Annotated in this window: 17 protein-coding genes; 10 read left to right on the top strand and 7 right to left on the bottom strand. The window is 37.5% G+C overall.

Annotation, left to right across the window (positions count from 1 at the left end; all coding sequences use genetic code 11):
• Positions 1 to 414: 414 nt before the first annotated feature.
• Both C9J45_RS17385 and C9J45_RS17390 read right to left on the bottom strand, forming a co-directional pair.
• Positions 415 to 1,620 (bottom strand): acetate/propionate family kinase, encoded by a 1,206-nt coding sequence (locus C9J45_RS17385; RefSeq protein ID WP_107247877.1) that lies wholly within the window; start codon positions 1,618 to 1,620, stop codon positions 415 to 417.
• A 429-nt stretch (positions 1,621 to 2,049) separates the two neighbouring features.
• Positions 2,050 to 2,712, bottom strand: coding sequence for a CatB-related O-acetyltransferase (locus C9J45_RS17390; RefSeq protein ID WP_107208283.1), 663 nt, complete (start codon positions 2,710 to 2,712; stop codon positions 2,050 to 2,052).
• 76 nt (positions 2,713 to 2,788) lie between these two features.
• Here C9J45_RS17390 and C9J45_RS17395 point away from each other — a divergent pair, with 76 nt between their 5' ends.
• The 5 genes from C9J45_RS17395 to C9J45_RS17410 all read left to right on the top strand — a co-directional run bounded on the left by C9J45_RS17395 (position 2,789) and on the right by C9J45_RS17410 (position 5,016).
• The gene (locus tag C9J45_RS17395; RefSeq protein WP_107208284.1) at positions 2,789 to 3,244 is read left to right on the top strand and encodes a hypothetical protein; all 456 of its coding nucleotides are present in this window, start codon (positions 2,789 to 2,791) and stop codon (positions 3,242 to 3,244) included.
• A 219-nt stretch (positions 3,245 to 3,463) separates the two neighbouring features.
• A complete protein-coding gene (locus C9J45_RS21570) occupies positions 3,464 to 3,601 on the top strand; it encodes a hypothetical protein (protein WP_158259297.1) in 138 nt (45 codons plus the stop codon).
• A gap of 66 nt (positions 3,602 to 3,667) precedes the next feature.
• Entirely contained in the window at positions 3,668 to 4,039 is a 372-nt protein-coding gene (locus C9J45_RS17400; protein WP_233217824.1) for a DUF333 domain-containing protein, read from the top strand.
• 316 nt (positions 4,040 to 4,355) lie between these two features.
• Entirely contained in the window at positions 4,356 to 4,619 is a 264-nt protein-coding gene (locus tag C9J45_RS17405) for a DUF333 domain-containing protein (RefSeq protein ID WP_107208285.1), read from the top strand.
• Positions 4,620 to 4,650: 31 nt separating this feature from the next.
• Complete coding sequence (locus tag C9J45_RS17410; RefSeq protein ID WP_107208286.1) at positions 4,651 to 5,016, top strand: DUF333 domain-containing protein; 366 nt, start codon at positions 4,651 to 4,653, stop codon at positions 5,014 to 5,016.
• 58 nt (positions 5,017 to 5,074) lie between these two features.
• Here the strand turns inward: C9J45_RS17410 and C9J45_RS17415 are convergent, their stop codons facing one another.
• Entirely contained in the window at positions 5,075 to 6,337 is a 1,263-nt protein-coding gene (locus tag C9J45_RS17415) for a tetratricopeptide repeat protein (RefSeq protein WP_107208287.1), read from the bottom strand.
• A 592-nt stretch (positions 6,338 to 6,929) separates the two neighbouring features.
• Between C9J45_RS17415 and C9J45_RS17420 the strand changes: the two genes are divergently transcribed.
• Together C9J45_RS17420 and C9J45_RS17425 are read left to right on the top strand one after the other, a co-directional pair.
• Complete coding sequence (locus tag C9J45_RS17420) at positions 6,930 to 7,361, top strand: YhbP family protein (protein ID WP_107208288.1); 432 nt, start codon at positions 6,930 to 6,932, stop codon at positions 7,359 to 7,361.
• 372 nt (positions 7,362 to 7,733) lie between these two features.
• Positions 7,734 to 8,450: a PAS domain-containing protein gene (locus C9J45_RS17425; RefSeq protein WP_107208289.1), complete on the top strand. Its 717-nt coding sequence runs from the start codon at positions 7,734 to 7,736 to the stop codon at positions 8,448 to 8,450.
• Positions 8,451 to 8,491: 41 nt separating this feature from the next.
• On the opposite strand, the gene pdxH is transcribed toward C9J45_RS17425, so the two are convergent.
• Complete coding sequence (gene pdxH / locus C9J45_RS17430; protein WP_107208290.1) at positions 8,492 to 9,127, bottom strand: pyridoxamine 5'-phosphate oxidase; 636 nt, start codon at positions 9,125 to 9,127, stop codon at positions 8,492 to 8,494.
• 269 nt (positions 9,128 to 9,396) lie between these two features.
• On the opposite strand from pdxH, the gene C9J45_RS17435 reads away from it, so the two are divergent.
• Entirely contained in the window at positions 9,397 to 11,349 is a 1,953-nt protein-coding gene (locus C9J45_RS17435) for an EAL domain-containing protein (protein WP_233217825.1), read from the top strand.
• Positions 11,350 to 12,188: 839 nt separating this feature from the next.
• Here C9J45_RS17435 and C9J45_RS17440 read toward each other — a convergent pair.
• From C9J45_RS17440 to C9J45_RS17450, 3 genes are all read right to left on the bottom strand, one after another.
• On the bottom strand, positions 12,189 to 14,282 hold the full coding sequence (locus tag C9J45_RS17440; RefSeq protein ID WP_107208291.1) for a tRNA(Met) cytidine acetyltransferase TmcA: 2,094 nt from the start codon (positions 14,280 to 14,282) through the stop codon (positions 12,189 to 12,191).
• Positions 14,283 to 14,382: 100 nt separating this feature from the next.
• Positions 14,383 to 15,357: a ParB/RepB/Spo0J family partition protein gene (locus C9J45_RS17445; RefSeq protein WP_045085007.1), complete on the bottom strand. Its 975-nt coding sequence runs from the start codon at positions 15,355 to 15,357 to the stop codon at positions 14,383 to 14,385.
• A 7-nt stretch (positions 15,358 to 15,364) separates the two neighbouring features.
• Entirely contained in the window at positions 15,365 to 16,579 is a 1,215-nt protein-coding gene (locus C9J45_RS17450) for an AAA family ATPase (RefSeq protein WP_045085008.1), read from the bottom strand.
• A 1,357-nt stretch (positions 16,580 to 17,936) separates the two neighbouring features.
• On the opposite strand from C9J45_RS17450, the gene C9J45_RS17460 reads away from it, so the two are divergent.
• Positions 17,937 to 19,937: a replication initiator protein RctB domain-containing protein gene (locus C9J45_RS17460; RefSeq protein WP_107208293.1), complete on the top strand. Its 2,001-nt coding sequence runs from the start codon at positions 17,937 to 17,939 to the stop codon at positions 19,935 to 19,937.
• A 167-nt stretch (positions 19,938 to 20,104) separates the two neighbouring features.
• Positions 20,105 to 22,405: a patatin-like phospholipase family protein gene (locus C9J45_RS17465; protein WP_107208294.1), complete on the top strand. Its 2,301-nt coding sequence runs from the start codon at positions 20,105 to 20,107 to the stop codon at positions 22,403 to 22,405.
• Positions 22,406 to 22,569: the final 164 nt, after the last annotated feature.

A 22,569-nucleotide genomic window follows, 5' to 3' on the forward strand; every position in this document is an offset into this window, starting at 1 on the left:
AATCAAGAGTGCCGCTACGCCCTTTGATCCTCAATACCAAGAATACTTGGCAAAGAGAAAATCAAAGAAGCAATGCCGCAACTCTTGGCATGAACCTGCTCTCGCTGCTTTGTAAGTTGCTGGGTGCCAATCGGTGCCTTAGTGGAGGCTTGAGCCGTATGCAGTGAAAGTTGCACGTACGGTTCTTAGAGGGACGGCACTTGGTAACAAGTGTCGTCTACTCGACAAAAATGAGTTAGCTCATGGATATATATAACTTCAGAGAATTGATGACATCTTCTGGTAACAACCAATAACGAAAAAACGGCTCGATGCAAAAGCAAAGAGCCGTCTTTCCGTTCCATATACTTTGGGGTTCCAAACCAAAGTATCGTCCGAGCCGTTCCACTCGGAAATCTAGTACGTCATTGTCACTTATGCGTGCAATAGCGCCATTGATTCTTTTGCAATTACCCACTCTTCATTGGTTGGGATAACCATTGCTAGTGGTGTATTTGGCTTAGTGATAATACCCTGTGCGCCAAAACGTGCAGCGGCATTACCTTCTATATCTTCTTGGTAACCAAAGATCTTCATTAAACGTAGAATTTCACTACGAATTGGCATTGCGTTTTCGCCGATACCACCAGTGAAAATGATGCCGTCTAGCTCATCAAGTGCCACCATGTATGATGCAATGTATTTTGCTACGCGGTACGTAAATAGCTCAAACGCGAGCTTAGCACCGTGGTGGTGAGGATGGCTTTCATCTTCCATTGCTTCAATAATGCCGCGACAGTCGCTTGTAAAGCCAGAAACACCAAGGAAACCAGAATTCGTAACGAGTTCTTTCTCTAGGCGCTCTTTACTCCAGCCTTTCTTTAATAAGTACTCAAGTATACTTGGGTCGATATCACCACAGCGTGTCCCCATCATTAAGCCGGCAAGTGGCGTGAAGCCCATTGATGTATCAATACTTTCACCGTTTTTAACCACACATACTGATGCGCCGTTACCTAGGTGAACAGAAATAAAGCTTGATGCGTCAACTGGCTTATTCACGACTTTCGCTGCTTCACGCGTTACAAAGTAGTGGCTTGTGCCGTGGAAGCCGTAACGACGGATGTTGTACTCTTTGCTAACTTCTTGAGAAATTGCGTAAGTATATGCTTTTTCAGGCATTGTTTGGTGGAATGCAGTATCGAAAATTGCATACTGAGACAATGTAGGGAATGCTTTGCTTGCTGCACGCATACCAATAACGTGTGCATGGTTATGTAGTGGTGCTAGATCGCTTAGCGACTCAATATCAGCGATAACTTTTTCATCAATCTTAACAGTATGATCAAATAAGTTACCACCTTGAACAACACGGTGACCCACAGCGACGATATTTTCTTTTAGACCAAGTTCGTCGACTAAATCGACAATACGATCAATCGCTTGTTGATGGTGATGATCTAAACCATCAAGCTTGTATTCGTGCTTTTCACCATTGACTTTCCAGCTAACCACTGCTTCAGGGAGGCCGAAGCACTCACCAAGGCCGCTTAACGTAGCTTCACCGTTGACAGTATCAATTAAAGCAAATTTAAGTGAAGAACTACCAGAATTGATTACAAGAACTAAAGAATTGCTCATGGTTATCTCATCAATATTTTTAAGGGCAAATTTCGGATATCACTATCCACCTTGAAGCTAGCTCACTGAAAATGTCGAAAAAGGTATCTGTCAACAAGCTGGCTCAACCATCTTACTCAATTTAATTTGAATATCTCAACTTTTGTTTTAAAAAAAACTTAAAAATTGAATTTTTACTGGTTCAGATCAATTTTTTAACTAAAAATCGATTTTTAAAGCATAAAAATTCATCTGAATTTCAAATTTAGTTGATCATTTACCGTAGAGTTAACCATAAAATACACATTTTCAGCATTGAATAATTGTAAATCAATGTAATTTTTTCAAACTAGACTGAAACTAATAACAAAAAGGCATATATAGAAAGGAAGCACATCAAAAAAGGAATGCTTTTATAAAGTAACTAAAAAAAGTTTTAAACTTACAATATTATTTTATGTTATCTAAATAATATTGATAGAGTTCATCGACCTGCGTACTACACATCAACGGCATTGCTGCTTTTAATGCAGATTTTGGCCAGTTCCACCACTGCATCTCTAGCAATAAAGCGATCTGTTGCTCTGTAAATCGTTTTTTAACACATCGCGATGGGTTACCCACCATAACAGAATAGGGTTCAACATCTTTTGTTACAACGGCACGAGTACCAATCACGGCACCATCAGCTATTTTTACGCCAGGTAAAATAACGCATTCAGCCCCGAACCAAACATCGTTACCAACAACCGTATCGCCCGCTCGTTGGATCCCGGTTTTGACGCCATCGCCAAATTCTTGGAAATCAAATGGGAATGTCGAGATCCAATCATGTCGGTGTCCTTGATTACCCGACAACATAAACACGACTCCTGTGGCAATAGAGCAATAACGGCCAATAATTAATTGATCAACATCACCAAAAATACCTGACTGCCAAGCTTCAATCGTGGATTTATCACCCAGTAGATAATGAACACATTGATCTTCAAAATGGTGCTGATGGTAGTAGCCAGAATAATAACTGTAATCTCCAACTTTAATATTAGGATTAGTGATATAACGGTTAATTTCATACCCTCCTAACCAAGAGGGAAAAATAGAGGATTCCATATCAAACCTTCTTTGTGTTTATTGGTGTAAAAAGCGTATTATTAATGTTGTATTAACCTTTTTGGATATAACCACAATGATTGCTCAACTCTATAACGCTTATTTAGGTGAACTTTATGGCATTGTTTTTTTTAAGACCTTTGCTGAAAAGTATAGTGACGATAGCCATAACAACAAATGGCAAACATTAATAAAGGTTGAGGAACTCACGGCGCAATGTTTAAAGGATGGACTGGAAACGTTAGGACACCCTTGCCCTGATTACGATCAAGATATGGAGAATAAAGGTCTTGCCGATGCTAATAAATGGCTTGCATTACCTTGGCAAGAGTTAGTCGATACCATGGTGCCATGGGTTGCTCCCTATCAGCAGCGCTACCAACAACAGGCTGATGAAGCCACAGAGCATCGCTATTTATTTACGTTAGTCGCTGATCATGAAAATGCGATTTATGATTATTTGCTGGCAGAACAACGAGGGGATAACAGCGCCCTTGATATATTGACAACATTTATTAATAAATACGCCTAATGATTTTATTAGAGCAAGATTCACCTTCCTCCTTGCTCTAATAACCTACTGATAATTAACAAATTCATTTTAATTCACATACTTTTTTCACAGCCAGATAACCAGACCCTTTCATTCCCCTGACATTTGAACGATGTTTTTAATTAACAATGAATAAAACACATTCAGTTGCTGAATACTCGCGATTAAACGAGGCTATTGTTTAACAAGGATTAGATTTTGAAAAGAAAGTACTCTTACTTTCTCTACTTACTGCAACATCATTCGTTGGCTGTAAATCATTACCTATTCGATCCAATGCAAACATGGCAAACCCTGCAGCAACGTATTGTGTTGATCATGGCGGTCAATGCTTAGACATGGACGGTTGTTCAACACACTAATTGATTGTCCAATTGCTCTATTATTAATATCGGAAGGTTAATGATGAAAAAATTACTACTTGTTGTTGGTTTACTGCTTTCAGGCTCTGTTTTTGCGTTTGGTAATCCAGCATCCGATTTCTGTGTACAACATGGTGGTCATGTTGAAATTCGTACTCCAATGGGTGGCGATGGTGAAAAAGGTTACTGTGTCTTTAACGACGGTAGCTCATGTGAAGAATACGCCTTTATGAAAGGCCAATGTAAACCTTCAGGTAAAACGCATAAACAAAAATTAGTCGACCACTGTGTTAAAAAAGGTGGATTTGCAACCGGTGATGTATGTAAATTTGCTAAATGGAATACAACATGTGATCTAGAAGACTTCTACAATCACAAATGTAACCGTAAAAAAGGTAATCGCGTTTACTAAGTAATTAATCTCTTCCCCCTGATTAATCACTTTTAAACAATGCAGCTTAGCAAATGTTAAGCTGTATTTTTTATCTTCAAGCTTTTCCTCTTATTTCCCCTTTCCTTATAACCGTACATTAGCCATTAATCATATATATTTATCGTCAATGAAGCATTTACTATCCGTCACCATTAAATAACCGGCAACCTTACTGAGAGTTATTTTTTGTCATTTCGCTGACATTCGAACAGTGTTTTAAATGCACAATACGCTCAAATCATTCATCACGTGAATGGATATAAAACGAAGCCATCGTTTACATAAGGATTAGATTATGAAAAAGACATTATTGCTACTTTCTCTTATTGCTTCAGCCTCATTGGTTGGTTGTAAAACACTACCTACTCAACCAACTGCAAACATGGCAAATCCAGCAGCAACATACTGTGTTGAACATGGTGGCAATTATCAAATCACAACGAATGAAGATGGTAGCCAAGCTGGCGTCTGTCATTTCAAGAACGGTAGCCAATGTGATGGATGGGAATATCTACGCGGTGAGTGTAAACCCGCTGCTGACAAACCAATTTTGTACTAATTTCAGTCATTATTAAAAAGAGAAAATTAACATGAAAAAGTTTTTATTACTGATTGGACTATTAATTTCAACGGCCGCTTGTGCTGGCGGTCCGCACGGAAATCCTGCTTCTATCTATTGTGAACACCATGGTGGTCAATCCGTTATTGTTGATGGCCAAGGTTACTGCCGCCTACCTAGCGGTCAAATGTGTGATGAGTGGGCTTACAAAGAAGGTAAATGTTCACAGCATGCACAAGACAAGAAACAAAAATGGGTGAACTATTGTGTAAAACACAAAGGGACTGCTATTGGTAATAAGTGCCACTTTAATAAACAAGGTACGCAATGTAGCTTGAAATCCTTTTATAATGGCTCTTGTAAAAAACACCACCATAAACACCCGAAAGTATATTAGTCCTCTGAATCATAATATTAAATAAAAACAGCTCAACAGTGGTTGAGCTGTTTTCGTTTTACTTCTTTGTTTCATCGCTAGTTATCGATGTTGTTTGAAGCATCATATCTGACGATGATCCCCATGATGTCGTCCAATCATCCACTTTCATTGCTGGCTTTTCGTTTGAATTATCCGTTTCTATCGCGTTAGCGTCTGTCATCGATATTGCTATCTCTTCTTTTATTGATGTTTCATGATCATCACTCATGTCATCGTGAGTCTCGCCCAATGATTCAATATCAGCAAGGGTTGGACGATACCCTTTTCGGCCATAGCAATTATCTAATAAAGTAATAATCGAATGAGGAGTAACAGGCTGTTTCTTTAGAATTTTATAGATTTCCTTCGCAATATTTTGAACATTGAGGATCGATTCAATACCAATGAGAGGCGCGGCTTCATCTCTTGCTACTCTTGCTTTTTTATAACCGCCAGCATATGCCATTGAAAACCAAATATAAGCAATCGCGGCATTATTTGCACATGCGCCTAAATACATTTTACCTGCAAGATATTGTGCTTCTGGATGATCATGTTCCGCTGCGCGCTCTAACCAGTATTTGACACGATCCACATCCTTTTCAACCCCCAATCCAACTTTATAACAAAATGCTGTTTTCATTAATCCATCAAGATCATTGTGTTTCGCCGCTTGTATCCGCCAATAAAAGGCTTGTTGAGGTAAGTAATGATCGGTTTCTTCAGCAACATACCAATCAGAAAGAAACAGTGCAGCAGGAAGAAACTCTTCAGTTGCTGCTTGCTGAATATAATCGATACCCAAAGTAGGATCAGCCTCTACCCCTTTGCCTTGGATCAGTAACAAGCCAAAATGAAACAGTGATTCAGGTGATTTTTGCTTTACATCAATAAACGCTTGCCAGTAATTGGCTTTTAGCATTGCTTGTTGATCCAAGGGATCTCGACGATACAAACGTGCCAAAGCATATTGCGCCATTTCATTATCTTGCGCTGCCGCTTTTTCGTACCACTCAATTGCCGCAACAGGATTCGTCACCTCACATTCTTTTGCTAAAGATAATTGACTCGGTATATGCCCTGTACTGGCTTTAAAAATTTTTTCTTCTCGTTCCGCCTTTTTGGCCTTCTCTAATACTTGTTTATATTTAATGTCTTTCAGTATTTGCTGCTGCTTTTCTTGCTGCTGCATATTTCTGGTAGCAAAGTAACGTGAAATTAACCAGCCTAAAACGATAATAGGAATAATAAACAGCCAAGTAACATCAAACATAATCACTAACTCAAGTCGCGGACGCATAGGAGTGATTATCGGCTAAGACACAATAAACTAAAGTCACTGTCTATAACCATTAGACCTTGATCATTGTTCCAGTATTTTCATTGCCAATATTGCGATTTAAACGACTATTCAATTATTTTATTACTCTATACACCACTAAACCTGACTCACCACCTACGAGCACGCCCTTTAAAGACAAAAGAATAATCTTAGGAGCACGTCAGGCTTTACCTCCACGGATCACCTAATAGGTCCTTGTCTGAATTTATTCTTTCTTGACTTAAGATCGCGGGAATTACAAGTGTTCCATGTCGGAATATTCCATGATCATGCTTCCATACCTCTCGACGCTCACTTAATTCATATTCATAAAATAGGTATTAAAAAGTCGCTGATTTCCTTTATTTTTGTCTGATTTACTCACAGGATCATCCTTGATCATCTTTCCAGTCCATTTGACACTGACCGTTAATTCAGCTCACATGATCATCGTTCCGTTATAAAAACAAAGAGTTAATTCATCTATGGTATGAAAGAATCTGTTGTGTATATTGTTCTTATCAAGCAGGTAGGGTAATCATTAACGAAATAAAACAATAGGGGCACTGATATGAACGAATTAAAACATATTCAACACTTTATTGCCGAGCACCATCTACTGACATTATGCGCTAGTTTTAACGATAATATTTGGAGTGCTAACTGCTACTATGTTTTCGATAGTGACCATATGATGCTGTATATCATGACTTCTCCAGAGACACGTCATGGAAACCTAATGCTAAAAAACCACCGTATTGCAGGTACTATCGCACCTGAACCTAGTGACGTTAGTGATATTCAAGGTATACAGTTTTCTGGTCAGATTAATTTGATCGATTCAAGCAATGAACAACAAGCATTAGCGTTATATTATGCAAAATTTCCGATAGCGAAAAATCTGCCATCTTCAATCTGGCAAATAGCATTAAATGAAATAAAAATGACAGATAATCGTATCAAATTTGGTTTTAAACTTAACTGGCAGAGACATCAGCTTTAAATGTGTCATAACGTTAGAAGATAGTTAGGAGAGTTAGAATTTTGTCAATAGGTGATTTCCCCCCTATTTTGTTAATAGAAGCTTAGTTATAGTTATGCTTGTTCGTTATTTAAGGTGATTTCACCTAGAAAACGAGCATTATCCAAAAGGATAAATCAGCGAAAACGATAATGTACCTCACTTCGTTTTTCTGATTATCTCTTCTACACGTCGTACAGAATTATGCTCCTAGAGCCAATTCTTGTTTTGCCGGCCATATTGGCCGGCTTTTTTTATATTTTTGTCTAATATATAAGCATCTTATTACCTATATATTTACAAATACGATAAAGTGACTAGAATGTTTTCGCTGACTGTATTTTTAGGCAATATATGAATAATAAAAACGCCTCATTTTCACCCGAAATTTTTGATCAGTTACCTGGCTGCTGGGGTTGCAAAGATATCAATTCAACATTTGTTTATGTAAATCCTGAGTATGGAAGAATGGTTGGATTTGATAATCATTTAGATTGTATAGGTAAAACGGATTATCAAATGCCTATAACATCGACAGATTACGCAGATAAATATGTTGAACAAGATCAAATTGTAATAGAAACAGAGAGAACAATTCGTGTGCTTGATATTCATCCTTATCATGATGGTAAGTGGCGCGCTCACCTTTTTACTAAAACACCATGGCGTGATCATAATAATCAAGTAATAGGGACTATTTTTTCAGGTATTGAGTTAACAGACACAGCTGTATTAGAAGTTGGACATTGGTTGTGCCGTGCTATAGGGATAACTCAACAGCAAAAAAATTCTTCTATGTTAAGAATCAACATCAAAAAGGAAGACATTGGATTAAATACTCGAGAATCTGAAGTATTATTTCTTCTATTGCATGGGAAGAAACCGCAATATATCGCGAATACATTAGGTGTTTCTGTCAAAACAATTGAGAATTATGTTTTGCGCTTACGAGAGAAGTTTAATGCCAATTCTAAAGGTGAGCTTTTAGATTTGGCATTAGAATTAGGTTATGGTTCAAACATTCCAGAAAGTATGTTGAAAACACAGTTGTCTATTGTTTTAAAAGATTAAATACTCCATACAATAAAAGAGTAGTTATCTGCTCTTTATTGTTATGGTGCTAATCGATCAATTGTCCATTCTTCATTATTATCGTGATATAAAAAACGATCATGTAAACGATGTTCGCCACCTTGCCAAAATTCAATCGAATTGAATTTAACGCGAAAGCCTCCCCAAAAGGTAGGTACAGGTACCTCTCCTGCTAGAAATTTTTGTTTCAATTCAAAATATTTCCCTTCCAATGCTTGTCTTGCTGTTAAGCGTTGGCTTTGTTTACTCGCCCATGCTGCAACTTGGCTTTCTTTTGGACGAGAAGAAAAATAGCTTAGCACTTCACGCTTTGATAACGCTTCAACATGTCCGGTAATATGTACTTGTCTTTCCAACATATGCCATGGGAAATGCAAGCTGATTTTATTATTAATGGCTAGTTGCTGAGCTTTACGACTACCAAGGTTGGTATAAAATACAAAGCCATGCTCATCAAAGTGTTTTAGTAAAACAATACGTTGAAAAGGTTGTCCAGAAGCATCGACGGTAGCAACCGTCATTGCAGTGGGATCAGGTAACTGTGCTTCTACTGCTTGCTTTAACCATCGTTCAAATAAGACGAGTGGATCACTCGGTAAATCATCTCGTCGTAGACCTCCTTTGGCATACTCCCTGCGAATATCGGACAACTCCATCTTTATCTCCATAAAGTATAAATAATTTATTCTCTACAATATTGTGACTTCCTTTTGGAAGCAAACACTATTTTCTTATGAATATTAGTCTTGTTTGCAAAAACAAATAGACACATCTATCGAATTTCAACAATAAATAACAAAGAGTACAGTTGCAAGATGCGACTTTTGATAAATTAGACTAATACAAAATCAATGATTTAGTCAGCATAAGATATCTCTCTTTTACTGTTTATGTTGGGCTAGTACTCTACTTTGGTGCTCAGACTATGACACTCTTTAAACGACAAATAATAAGTATTACAACACTCATGTGTTCTATACTTGGCATTTCTGCAGGTACGCAGTTGTATACTGGCTATCATGTAATTAGTGATCAGCATATAGCGACAGCTCATGAAGATATAAATCGTGCGCTTACTACATTACCGGATAAATTATCAATTATTGACAGTTTAATAATTTCACGACAGCAAGAAGAACAACTTGTTGATACGCTAAATTATTTATTTCCTGCACAACAATATAACCACGCATCGTTGTTACTTGCCGATTCAACACCTTTGATACGAATAGATAATAACCGTGATATCACTAATGTTCCACAATGGTTTCAATCTTTAATTAAGATCCCAGAACATATTGAAAAAAGAATAATAAATAATGACAATTTTGATGTCGGTATCCTAGCCCTGAGCGCGTCATCCCGCTGGGCATATACAAAATATTGGCAGTTATTTAGTAACACCCTTATTTCACATTTATTACTCATGCTTCTTGGTGGCTGCGCGATTTACTTTATTAGTAAAAAGCATTTCACATCGTTACGCACGCTAACCAACCGTGCGTATAACATAGATAATCTCAATCAAGCACCTTTAGCATTGCCTGATGAATCAGATATTAAAACAATAGTAAGAGCTTTTAATAAGCTTAGTTATCAATTAGATGTCAACTTTAAGAGTCAAGCAAACGAAGCCGTAAAACTGCGAGAACAAGCTTATCTTGATCCTATCTCTGGTTTAGGCAATCGAAGTTTCTTTATCCATCAAATTAGCTCTTGGTTGGATGAATCACATAAAGGTGGATTAGCACTAATCCAAACAACGCTAATCAGTGATTATTATGAGCAGGAAGGCTATCAAGCGGGTGATAAACTGATAAAGCAAATCGCAGCACGTTTGAATGATGTCATTAATTATAATTACACCACGATAGCACGCTTATCTCGTGATGAATTCGCCATTCTTATTCCTAACCTATCTTCTGAAAAGTTAGAATTGCTTGGAAAAATGGTGCTTAAAATATTTGATGATATCGTTAATAATTCAAATTTAGTTAGCCCATCAACCACAGATATTGGATTGGTTTATAACGAAGCGCAAATTACGCCAAGCCAATTATTAACCCAATTAGATAACGCATTAACACAAGCAAAGCTTACTCCTCATAAATCCATTGCTTTAATAAAAGATCCTAATAGCCATAACAGCTTAGGAAAACAACAGTGGAAACAATTACTGGAGCAAGCGATAAATGAAGATTTATTTCAATATAAATTTCAGCCTGCAACATTAGAAAATAAAAGTGTTTACCATTATGAGGTTTTCACCGCGATACAAAAAGATAAGAACTTTTATTCAGCTGGTCAGTTTTTAGGTGCTATAGAAGATTTGAAGATCGGCAGTTGGTTTGATCGACATGTCATCGTAACCATAGTTAACCGACTTAATGCCGATAGAACAATAGGTCCATTTGCAATAAACATCACTAACAGCAGTATTGGCGATCCGAGTTTTACTCGCTGGTTAGATAAACTATTGAGTAATAATACGCAGATAGCCTCTCGACTATTTTTTGAATTACAAGAAATCAGTTGTATCAGAAACACTGATGCGACAAGCCTGTTGTGCAGTATTATAAAACGCTACCACTTTGGCGTGGGAATAGATAACTATGGACGTCATTTTCAATCATTAAATTACTTAAAAGAAATTAATCCTGATTACGTCAAGATCGACTACGCATATACTTATCAATTAAATGACCAAACAAAATCAAATGTATTATCTTCCATATGTCGAACCGCACATAGTTTAGATATTAAGGCTATTGCAACTCGCGTTGAAACAGAAACACAGTTAGAACGGTTATCTGATTTATTCGTAAGTGGTTATCAAGGCTTTATTACTGAAAAATACACACAGTTAGAATCGGCGTAGGTCATTTACACTGTAAATATTATTTCCCCCGAAAACCAGTACCTTTGTACTGGTTTTTTTTAATTTCTATTTATTATCTAACTGATTCAACTTATAGGATGCAAATGGTTATCACAGCTTTTAATTTCAAGAAAGCAAGGTGAAGGTTCTACCTTATTTTAATCACTCTAATCACGGTTTGAATTGGACAACGGCAAATAGGTGCACTTTCAATTCCCAACCTATCAATGCTTTAATTGTTACCCCTTCTTTTATCGTCTTATCGATTTTCACAATATAATTCATTCTCGAAAAATAATACGAGTTAGAACTGGTTCTTCATTTACAGTGTAAATATAGCACTTCAACTTTAGCATCTAGCATCTAGCATCTAGCATCTAGCATCTAGCATCTAGCATCTAGAAAATATTAATAAACAATTAACCATCATTCATTATATTTACAGTGTAAATACTCGTCAGCAATTTAAATATTTACACTGTAAATTATATATACATTAGATTGCATATATAATTTACAGTAAGGACATACGTTATCACCCAACCTTTCAATTAAATAAGTGAGTACCAGCTACCTCTTCCAAACGCCACAAATTAATATAAAAATATTTTTCGACGGAAGAAATAAAAAGCACCATTCTACGGTAAAAATAAAATATACAAGGCAAGTTCTGTAGAGGCGCTTAGAAGTAAGAAGTAAGAAGTAAGAAGTAAGAAGTAAGAAGTAAGAAAAGAATAAACGGGTAATTTACAGTGTAAAGTGAATATCCAATTTACACTGTAAATAAAAGAGAGAAACAATTTACACTGTAAACAGTACTCCCAAAATCGAAGCCATCACTAGATAAGATTCTCGCTGACAAATTGGCGAAGAATGCTTTCTGCTTGTTTTCGTCCAGTATATTTGAACGTAGAGATAACATCAGTCCAAGCTTGGCGCTGCATCACTTTTGCGATTACAAAAAACAATTCTTCATTTCGAGTACAATCATCACTTAGTAAATAAGATGATAACCTTGTTTCAATACTTGCAACCACATAATCATAGCCTAACGCCCCCAAACAAAAGCCTTTAAGTTGAGACTGAATAAAGGGTTCAGGAAGTTGATAATCAATTGATTGAGTCTTCCCATTTCTATATAAACGAAGAAATAATTCAGGTGCTAGTTGTTGGAACTGTTCTACTCTTTGAGCGCAAAAACTCGCAGAAAATAAAAGAGCAGCATCATTGAACCAAGAATCATAGCAGTAAGGATTGAATACCTTAACGCAGAGTAATGAATGAAGCCCACTGGCCGCATCTCTATTTATGCCTAAACGAATAGGAGTAAAACCTGCGTTATGCCAAAAATTTACTAGTTCATCAGAAGCACCAAAACTTGTACCAATATAGTCAACGCCGCACGACAAAGCGTACTTCTCAGCACGAGATAATAACTGATGACCGATCCCCTGACGATGAAGTGCCGGTAAAACAGCAATACGTAATATTCGATAACAAGACTGTTTCGCTGCCGCTTTTAAACCTAGGTGTGCTGCGATAGATTGCGCTAATAAATGCCCTTTGATTCTTCGCTGTCCAAGCATAACCGCTTGCGCTAAATCCTCATCAAACGCGCCTTCTTTGACGAGCAAACAACAACCAATCACGTGTTGTTCCGTACGGGCGACGAGTAGGTGTTGGCTAGCATCATCAAGAAGTTGTTGAACATCATTGGGAGAGGTTTGGTAGTGGGCATGAATTAATAAACCAACTATTTGAGACAATAAATTTTTATTGGCAACAAGCTCTGACTTAGTAACGCGTTCATAAGAAATGGTCGCATCAGATAATGTCTCTATTGTTGAGTACTCTGCATTAAGCAGTAATGCATTGAAAACCCACTGCTCTAACGGATCGTTGACTTGCCAACGAATAGGTTGCTCAATATGAAGCGCTTTCCACTGCGGCATTTTTTTATTGAGGGCTTGCTTAAATTTAATTTCAAAACCACGCCCTGTCCCTTCATAACCATGAATCGTCGTGGCAAAGACTAACCGATTATGTCGATTTAATAACGCGATCAAGGTATCACCAGGAATCGCTGCAGCTTCATCGACAAGAATAAAATCAAAATTATCTGCAACATCACAAATAACATCTTGCGCAATAAAATGTAGCTCACTCCCTTGGCATAATAAGCGATGAGGGTGAGTGGTATCAGCGTCAACCAAGCGTTGCTGGGCATGCGAAAAAACGGTAGATGCACAAGAAAAAGAAGGAGACGTCACCGCAATTTTCATTTTACGCGTTAGCATTAATTCAGCAGCAGCAATACCTAACGATGACGATTTACCTCGCCCTCTATCAGCCGATAAAACTAACGGGCGCTTCCTATGACCAACAGCAACTTTGATAATGGCATCTACCGCAAGCTCTTGTTGTTGCGATAAGCAAAACCGAGGAGCACTAGAGATAAAATCAACACTATTAGGTGACTGGTGAATCCAAGGTTTAAATATCGGAATAGGCGTATCTTGGCATAACGTAATCACATCAGGATCTGCACACAATAATGATAGCCGCTTCATAAATGGAGAAATATTAGCATCGCTTTTCCATCCAAGAGGTAAGAGTAATAACATTACCCCGCCCCCTTTTATTGTGCCGGACAACGCACCAATAACATTCGCATCAATACCGTGATGAGCGTTAATTGCAATACAATCTGTTTCTTGTCCCAACCACTTTTTCGCTGTTTTAAAAGGACAATGAAGCATAGAGTCAGGCGCATTATCACCCGCCCAAAGCATCGCTGAATAGTGTTCAGAAAATACTTGCGTGATCTGAGTTGACCAGCAAAGATCACCTTCAACAATAACAAGTCGACGGCAATTAGCTGCAAGAGAGTCCCCATGAAGCTTAGAAATAAACGTAGGAAGAAGTGATAACATACAATAACCTGAACAACATGATTGCTGAGATCATAACATGTGAAACAAAATTGAGATGAAAAAAAACCACGCTAGAGTGCGTGGTTTTAATAAGAATTGATTATTTCAGATAATCATTTAAATAATCAAGAATGTCACTGACTTGGCGATCGCTCATTTTTTTCAAACGTAACTGTAACTTATCACCATCGCGGGTATAACTTACTTTACCTTTAATAAGCTCTTGAGAACTTGGTTTTTCAACAACAGCTTTTGGCTGAAGTGCATCACCCATCTCTTCAAGTTTAACCGTCACTTCGCGAGTAATACGGCTGATCCCTTGTGCTTTGATTGTTTTCCAAAGTGCCGTATTTTCTGCACTTAGCTCTTCAATCATCTTTTTCTGTTGTTCAGCGTCTAAGCCAAAAAACACACGGTGAAGTTTAACTATCGTAGGACGGCCAAGTTCGCCAACGCTAGGATAAGCCATCAGCAATTCCATCGGTAAACTTGCCGCTTTTAAAGCGCCACTCACCAGGGCTTCACTGCATTGTAAATAACGCGCTAACTCTTTTTGATCCGCAACTTTTCCACTATCAAGGAGATGTTGCATCTCTTTACCACGCTCAAATAAACTTAACGGTTTATGAGCGTTAGCGACGTCAGATAAAAATTTAGCGTGTTCAGTATTAATGCCTTTAGCAACATAAATTAAGAAATCTTTATGAGCTAAAATACAAGACATTCGACGGCGGCTACCGTCTAAAACTTCAATACGACCATCATCTAACCAACGACCAACAGCGGGATATTGCTGTCCACGATCTTTCAATGTCGATAATATATCAGCGAGTGCATGCTCATTTAAAAATGCTTGTTCACGTGCATTCTCAGCAAAAACAGTGGTTTTAGTACTGACATCATCTGCATTAATTTTGATTAATTCAAACGCAACTGTTTCTTCACCCGCTACCGCTAATTCTATTACAGCAGCTTTATCGCGCGCAGCTGTTTGTGCTTCTGTTACATTAGTCGCGCGACGTTTGTCCGCTTTACCGAACAGACGAGCATTAAGATCAGTTGTTTTAATAGCCATCTGTTAGTTACTCCTCGTTAAGATTTGCCCAGTGGCTATGCATAACGCGTTCTAGTTCTAAACCAACGCGTTGAATAGCCTCTTGGGCGGTTGAAAGGGTCTTTTTACCCCCTTCAAACTCTGCTGCCGTTAAATCAAATACCGTACTATAGGTATCAGCACAAGTTTCAAATGCACGGCTACGTGGCACTGTTGCCATCATAACTTGATCACGAAGCAGGTAATTCATTTCAGTTAACACAGAAACTTGCTTCTTATTATCGTCTTCAAACATTGTCGGCATTAAACGAATAAATTCTAAACCATGCCAATCTTCAGGGAACATCTCGTAAACAGTCGGTAAATGCTGGAAAAAGTTAACAGTAGATGCCCAGTCAAGACGTTTTGCAGCACAAGGAATGATTAACGCATTAGATGCATACATTGCATTCCATACCAGTGGGTCAATGTGAGGACCCGTATCAATCATAATAATGTCGAACTCATCTGCAATTGGATCAATGACTTTTTCTTTGAGTAAACGAACAATATCAAGGTCTTGATTTACTGCAAGATCTTGCCATGCATCAGCATTAAACATCGCATCTTCAGGGAAGGCCGCTATCGTTTTAAGGTTAGGATATTGGGTTGGCATAACCACATTATCTTTTAAGAAATCTTTATCCATTTCAACGCCATCAGGTACGTTATCAAGCATAACGTCAACAGCGGAATAAATCGTTTCTTGTTTTCCCACACTTATAAGAGGGTTTAAAAACAGACGTAATGAACCCTGTGGATCAAGGTCGATAAGACAAATACGATAGCGTTTATCTAAATCTAATGCTAAACAAGCAGCGATATGAACCGCTGTCATTGATTTACCCGTACCACCTTTCTGATTCTGAACATTAACAACCCAAGGTTTACGGCCAGCTCCTTCTCTCTCATGAAAAGCCGGTTTTTTTGCAGCTTTCATCAGCTTATGGGCTTCTTCTAATGTAATAGAGTAGTGATTAGCATTATTTTTCGTAAATTGATGACCATCAGCCTCCATACGAGAAATTGCATCATCAAGTTTACGTCTTGTTAACCCTGAGCGTGTTTCCATTAAAGCCTTAGACATCGGAGGGAATAGCTCCTCACGACGCTCTTCTAAAACAATCTCAATTCGGTCCGCTTGTACTTGTTTTGTTTGCTCTGCAATGTTGAGCAAATTTTGGATCGTCTGTTCCCTATTCATTATCACTCTTCGCCATGATGATAGACTGAGCAATATTGTACAACAAACACAGAACATAACAATAAAAAGCTGAACAATCAGTGTGATATTAATCTAAAGTCAAAAAGCTTTATGTTTGATAAAAGCAGATATGAGATAAATATTTGAACATTTTATGACGTTAACTATGTGATTAACTACTCGAAATAAGAGACAGATTTAAAGTGTTACAACGTCACAACTTTACAATGTAAATTGATTTTAGCTAGCTATTTACAGAAGCATGAGAAAAACAAGCTAAGTTACGGGAGATGTTATTTCAATTTCAGATACAGCTAAAATTAGACAAATAACGATAAGATCTAACACTATGATGAAATTGAATAATTTCATAGCTATTTCATTAAAAAAATTATGAAATAGCAAATAAAGCCAGATCTCATCACCTAAAAGTCGAAATAGAGCGAACAAAATCTTGATCATTGTTCCGAGAAAATAGCTGCGATCACGAAACGATGATCAAGTGCTCTAACGGCAATATAAATCAGAACTTCAATCGATTATAAGATCAAATTTTCAGGAAAAATGATCAAGGTAAAAGGGAGGCGCTAGCGCCTTACAACAATAGTTACGGAAGCATGATCGAAAGGTGATAAGTTACGGTGAATGTAGGTTCAATAAGGGTTTAGCACACAAAACCTCCCTTAGAAGGTGTCCAAAAGGTCAATATTGAATAAATAGTACAGATATTTGAAATGCAGATTCATTTACTTGATCATTTTTCCTAATATTAAACGACAAAATAGGCACTTCTTTAGCAACATAACGAATCAATGTAATATGGATTAATCGTTATGGTCGCGGTAATTACTTTTTATCCGACTTTTAAAAGTGAATAGAATTTAAACAAAATGGTTCGAACGGCACTTACATGATCATTGTTCCGACTAAAAACGCCTTAATAAATGACTTTTACAGCGTGGAATTAAAGATCAATCAATACAGATAAAGGATTACTGTGGATAACCCTGTGAATAAGCATTGAATCTATTATGATCATGCTTTCAATTGAATGTTGATCATCGTTTCAGAATCCAGATGATCATGCTTCCTATGTTATGATGATCATGTTTTCAATCAACTGTTGATCACACTTCCGATAAAACCATGATCATTGTTCCGTAACGTCACTATTTTATCTTCTTTTAAAACAAAATGTTACATTGTAAAATAGAACCAGATCATTAGATCAGTTAATCAAATAGATCAGAATTAATCATAAAGATCAGTATTAAAAATCTTTAAATAAAAAACTTTATTTATTGATCTTTTTCTATTAATCTTTGCGGAAAGATGATGAATCTACGGCCAATGACAAATGAAACAACCTCGTAATAGTGAAAATGCCCCAATTGAAAAAATATTGATCGAAGCCCCTAGATCGCACAAAGATGGTCATTTATTTTTGATCCATTCAAATCTTGTCGATTGGCTTCCGCAATATCAACATTTCAAAGGGGTCACCAAAAGTATTATTGAATTGCTCAATATTATTTCGCTACGTGGTTTATCAAGCAAAGATGGTTATGTATCAACAACTGAACTTGTTGAAGCAACGGAAGGTCAATTAACGCGAGCGGCAATTCAGCAACGTTTACGTGCAGCTGTGAGTGTTGGTTTATTTAATCAGCAGCCTGTAAGGTTCGAAGAAGGCTTAGCCGGTAAAACCATGCTGCATCACTTCATCAATCCATCTTTGCTGATCTCTCAATTGGGCACGGGGAGTTTACAATCAGACCAATTTAAAGAAAAAGAAAAACAAAAACGTTCAAAAGCATTAGCACAAAATCATGTTAATCGACGCTTACTGACAGAACATGGTTTAGGCACCCCACCTAGTATGCCTGATGAAGCTGATCAAATTGTGGTTTCACCAACCAGCTGGGCAGGGATCATTGATCAAGCGTTAGCGCCACCGAGAACTAAAAAAAGTTATCAAAAATCAATGGTTGCGATCAGTGGTACGAAAGCGATCATTGAGACACGATCATCAAAGTCGATCATGACGGTGGATGATCTCATGACACTGTTTGCGTTGTTTACCCTAACGGTTCAGTACCATGATCACCATATCGCTGATTATGAAATTCAAGCGCGATCGATGGTAAATAAGACGCCAGTCTATATCACTGATATTTTGGCTCTACGAGGCAAAAAAGACAGTGGCCCGGCACGCGATTCTATTCGAGAAAGTATTGATCGTATTGAATTTACTGATTTTCAATTACACGAACTCACTGGTCGTTGGCTAAGTGAAAATATGCCTGAAGGGTTTAAGAGTGATCGTTTTCGTTTTATTGCTAGAACGATCACGGCTTCAGAAGAAGCGCCTCAAGAAGGGGAAGATGGTGAGATCAGGATCAAACCTAATTTGTATATTTTGGTGTGGGAACCGTCATTTTTTGATGAACTATTAACACGCGATTATTTTTTCTTGTTTCCACCTGAAATTTTACGTCAGCATACGCTTGTGTTTCAGTTGTATACTTTTTTCCGTAGTCGCATGTCTCGTCGTGTCAATGACTCTATGCTTTTAAGTGATTTAAATCAAAAGCTTGCTAGAAATATTGAATGGCGACGTTTTTCTTCTGATCTTATTCGAGAATTGAAAAAATTAGCTGAAGGAAAAGTAACAGAAACGATATTTGCGGTGAATTTATGGGGATACCATTTAACGATCAGTGCTGAAGAGCCTGATAAACGTTACACAGATTATCGTATTGATATTAAATGTGATGCTGATGAAGTGATCCGATATTCACGTGCTAAAACGACCAATGAAGGTAAGCGTACGATGGCACCAACAATGCCAAACCCGTTACGTAATGAGATCATGCCAAAGCAAGAATTAGAACAATTATCCGCCATTATTGATGGTGAGTTTGAACCGATTCAGCGAAAGGCACCGCGTCCGAAAGGCCGATTAGGGCGTCGTATTAAGTTGCGTAAGCATCTTGTTGAGATTAATGCAGATGAATTAACGATTGTGTTATCTAAATATACCTCACCAGAAGCGCTCCAGCGAAGCATAACGGCTTTATCTGCAATGACTGGTCATCCATCATCAGTTATTACTGAAGAGTGCCACGGATACTTAGAGAAGCTAGATTGGTTATATGTTTCTGGTCAAAAAGTCAGTTATGAAACTTTAAGTCGTACCGTTGAGTTATATAACAGTCGCCAAGACGAACGTCATTTATCGATTGAACGTTTAATTTCAGGCTTAGCTGTTAGACGAAAAGTCTGTCAACTTGTCCATGAAGGCCATATTAATGAGCAGGTTTTAAAAGCACTTGATGATGTCGCCAAAGGCATTTAAAGCTGTTGCGTTAGAAAGAAAAAGAGCGTTTTGTACGCTCTTTTTTCATTTTATTAACGGAATATTTAGTATTTAGTGTATTTTATTAAGCGATTCGTAGTTTTAGTGAATATTTTAACGATGAGAGGAACTCGTTGGTTAAAATATTTTCATTGTGATAGCGCTAAATGATTGGGAACTTCATGGTGTTGAAAAAGCATAGAATAATAAAAACCGTATTATTTATGGCACTCAGTGTACAGTCTCTTACAGTGTATGCGAGTGTAGATGAACGTCCCAAACTGAATCGAGAACGGATTGGACTTGTTCTTAGCGGTGGTGGTGCAAAAGGAGCTGCTCACATCGGCGTACTGGAAGTACTAGAAGAAAACCGCATTCCTGTTGATATCGTAACCGGTACCAGTATGGGCGCTTATGTTGGCGGTATGTACGCCATGGGGTTAAGTGCTAAAGAAGTAAAACGTCGTACCTTTGGTGTTAAATGGGAAGAAGGTTACCTCGATCGTGCTAGTCGTAACGATCTTACGTTACGTAGAAAGCAGCAAAGTGATAGATATCAATTACATACTGATATTGGTCTCGACCTGAATGGTGAATTTAAATCGCGTTCAGGCGCATTTCAAGGTCAAGGATTTGCTAAAATTCTACGAGATGTGACTGATAACCTTCCTGCTTTAAAATCTTTTGATCAGCTCGCAATCCCGTATCGAAGTGTAGCTACCGATATTGCTAAAGTGAAACCTGTTATATTAAGTTCAGGTCATTTAGCGACAGCAATGCAAGCATCAATGACAGTACCAGGGGCGTTAAAGCCGGTTCACTTAAATGGGAAACTATTGGTTGATGGTGGTGTTGTTAACAATATGCCTGTTAATGTGGCCAAAGTGCTTGGTGCTGATGCCATTATTGCGGTTGATTTACGTGATAATTTAATGCCAAGTAAAGATCTTGATAGTGCGTTAAATATCGTTGCTCAATTAACGACTTATATGACCAATGCGAGTGCTGATCTGCAAAAAAGTCTCATGGCCGAAGGTGATGTATATCTCCAGCCTGATGTGTCATTTATGACTGCCGCTGATTTTGATCAAATGAAAAAAGCATATTTAGCGGGAAGGAAAGTGGCAACGGCTTCGCTACCAAAATTACTTCGTTATCAATTATCAGATCACGATTATCAAGCTTATATTAAACAAAAACAAAATCGTCGAAGCCAATTAACCGCAGCTTCTGCTTATTACATTGATAAGATAAAAATAAAGAATAATACCCGTTTACCTGAAAAAACCTTATTGTCTCAGTTGGATTTAAAAACTGGTCGAGTAATTTCTAATGAAGAATTAGAGCAAGCAGTTAAACGACTACAAAGTGAAGATGTTTATGGTCGAATTACTTACCAAATTAAGCAAGAAAACGGCGAAAACGTGCTTGATATGGATATTAATGAAAAATCATGGGGACCGGGGTATTTAAACTTTACTTTGGCGTTCGAAGATGATTTTGTCAATCGTTCAAACTTCTCTTTTGGTGCTCAATATCTATATACCGATCTCACTGATAAAGGGGGAGAGTGGCTAACAGAGTTCTCATTAGGTAGTTGGAAAAATATCAATACTGAATTTTATTTCCCACTCGATTATAAACAGCAATTTTTTACAGAAATTGGTGCTGGTGCAAGTAACGAGGTAAGGAAATTCAATCGTCCTACTATTAATTATGTCGATGGGAATAGTGATGATCGGTTTAATATCGAAACTGAATATCGACATGTTAATGGTTATGCTGCTATTGGTTGGAATTTAAAATCATCAGCAGAAGCAGTTCTTGGATACAGTGTTCAAAAAGGCTCTATCACGGTCCTTTCAAAACGAGATAAAGAGAATTATTTCGTGCACGGCCCTTATATAAACTTAATTTATGATGACTTAGATAGTTTCTATTTTCCGTCAAAAGGTTTATATGCGAATGCAACCACGGGTTATAACCAAACAACCAGTGAGTATAAAGATAAGGGTGAAGTAAATGGCAATACCACTTTTTATAACTTATCGATTAAAAAACCGTTTACTTATGATCGACATACCTTGGTGTTAAATGCGAAAACGGCTGGATCTGATTCAGACGAAATATTACCGATATTTGTTCAGGCGTTAGGTGGCTTATTTAATTTATCTGGTTATCACCGTTACGAGTTAAATGGCCGTTACAGTGCATTTACTAGCATTGTCTATCGTTATCGTGTCATGGATAATAACTTTGGCGCATTTAAATTACCTGTTTATGTGGGAGGGTCTTTAGAGCATGGGGGAGTTTGGGCTAAATCTTCAGAAATGTCTTGGGGCTCAGCTGTGACTGCAGGCAGTGTTTATGTTGCTGTTGACTCTATTATAGGTCCTGTTTACTTGAGTTATGGTCAAGCAGAAGACGGCAATAACTCGTTCTACCTTTCTCTTGGCTCTTCGTGGTAATCAATAAAGCAAGGTTAAGTAAATTTACTTAACCTTGCTTATTTTAATTTTGAATATGTTGTGTATTTACATTGTTATGACAAATATATCTACGTATATGGCAAAATAATTACCGATATAACCTTTGTCTTATCGTACTAAGGATTAATTATTTAAGAAGGATC

This window comes from Photobacterium sp. GB-1 (genome assembly GCF_003026165.1).
Classification (GTDB): Bacteria; Pseudomonadota; Gammaproteobacteria; order Enterobacterales; family Vibrionaceae; genus Photobacterium.

What these genes read in the sequence shown, in the direction of transcription:
- C9J45_RS17425 (WP_107208289.1), top strand. Translation starts at nt 7,734, where the DNA reads ATGAATAATAAAAACGCCTCATTTTCACCCGAAATTTTTGATCAGTTA.
- C9J45_RS17435 (WP_233217825.1), top strand. Translation starts at nt 9,397, where the DNA reads ATGACACTCTTTAAACGACAAATAATAAGTATTACAACACTCATGTGT.
- C9J45_RS17450 (WP_045085008.1), bottom strand. Translation starts at nt 16,579, where the DNA reads ATGAATAGGGAACAGACGATCCAAAATTTGCTCAACATTGCAGAGCAA.
- C9J45_RS17440 (WP_107208291.1), bottom strand. Translation starts at nt 14,282, where the DNA reads ATGTTATCACTTCTTCCTACGTTTATTTCTAAGCTTCATGGGGACTCT.
- C9J45_RS17395 (WP_107208284.1), top strand. Translation starts at nt 2,789, where the DNA reads ATGATTGCTCAACTCTATAACGCTTATTTAGGTGAACTTTATGGCATT.
- C9J45_RS17420 (WP_107208288.1), top strand. Translation starts at nt 6,930, where the DNA reads ATGAACGAATTAAAACATATTCAACACTTTATTGCCGAGCACCATCTA.
- C9J45_RS17415 (WP_107208287.1), bottom strand. Translation starts at nt 6,337, where the DNA reads ATGCGTCCGCGACTTGAGTTAGTGATTATGTTTGATGTTACTTGGCTG.
- C9J45_RS17445 (WP_045085007.1), bottom strand. Translation starts at nt 15,357, where the DNA reads ATGGCTATTAAAACAACTGATCTTAATGCTCGTCTGTTCGGTAAAGCG.
- C9J45_RS17390 (WP_107208283.1), bottom strand. Translation starts at nt 2,712, where the DNA reads ATGGAATCCTCTATTTTTCCCTCTTGGTTAGGAGGGTATGAAATTAAC.
- C9J45_RS17465 (WP_107208294.1), top strand. Translation starts at nt 20,105, where the DNA reads ATGATTGGGAACTTCATGGTGTTGAAAAAGCATAGAATAATAAAAACC.
- C9J45_RS17405 (WP_107208285.1), top strand. Translation starts at nt 4,356, where the DNA reads ATGAAAAAGACATTATTGCTACTTTCTCTTATTGCTTCAGCCTCATTG.
- C9J45_RS17460 (WP_107208293.1), top strand. Translation starts at nt 17,937, where the DNA reads ATGAAACAACCTCGTAATAGTGAAAATGCCCCAATTGAAAAAATATTG.
- pdxH (WP_107208290.1), bottom strand. Translation starts at nt 9,127, where the DNA reads ATGGAGTTGTCCGATATTCGCAGGGAGTATGCCAAAGGAGGTCTACGA.
- C9J45_RS17385 (WP_107247877.1), bottom strand. Translation starts at nt 1,620, where the DNA reads ATGAGCAATTCTTTAGTTCTTGTAATCAATTCTGGTAGTTCTTCACTT.
- C9J45_RS17400 (WP_233217824.1), top strand. Translation starts at nt 3,668, where the DNA reads ATGATGAAAAAATTACTACTTGTTGTTGGTTTACTGCTTTCAGGCTCT.
- C9J45_RS17410 (WP_107208286.1), top strand. Translation starts at nt 4,651, where the DNA reads ATGAAAAAGTTTTTATTACTGATTGGACTATTAATTTCAACGGCCGCT.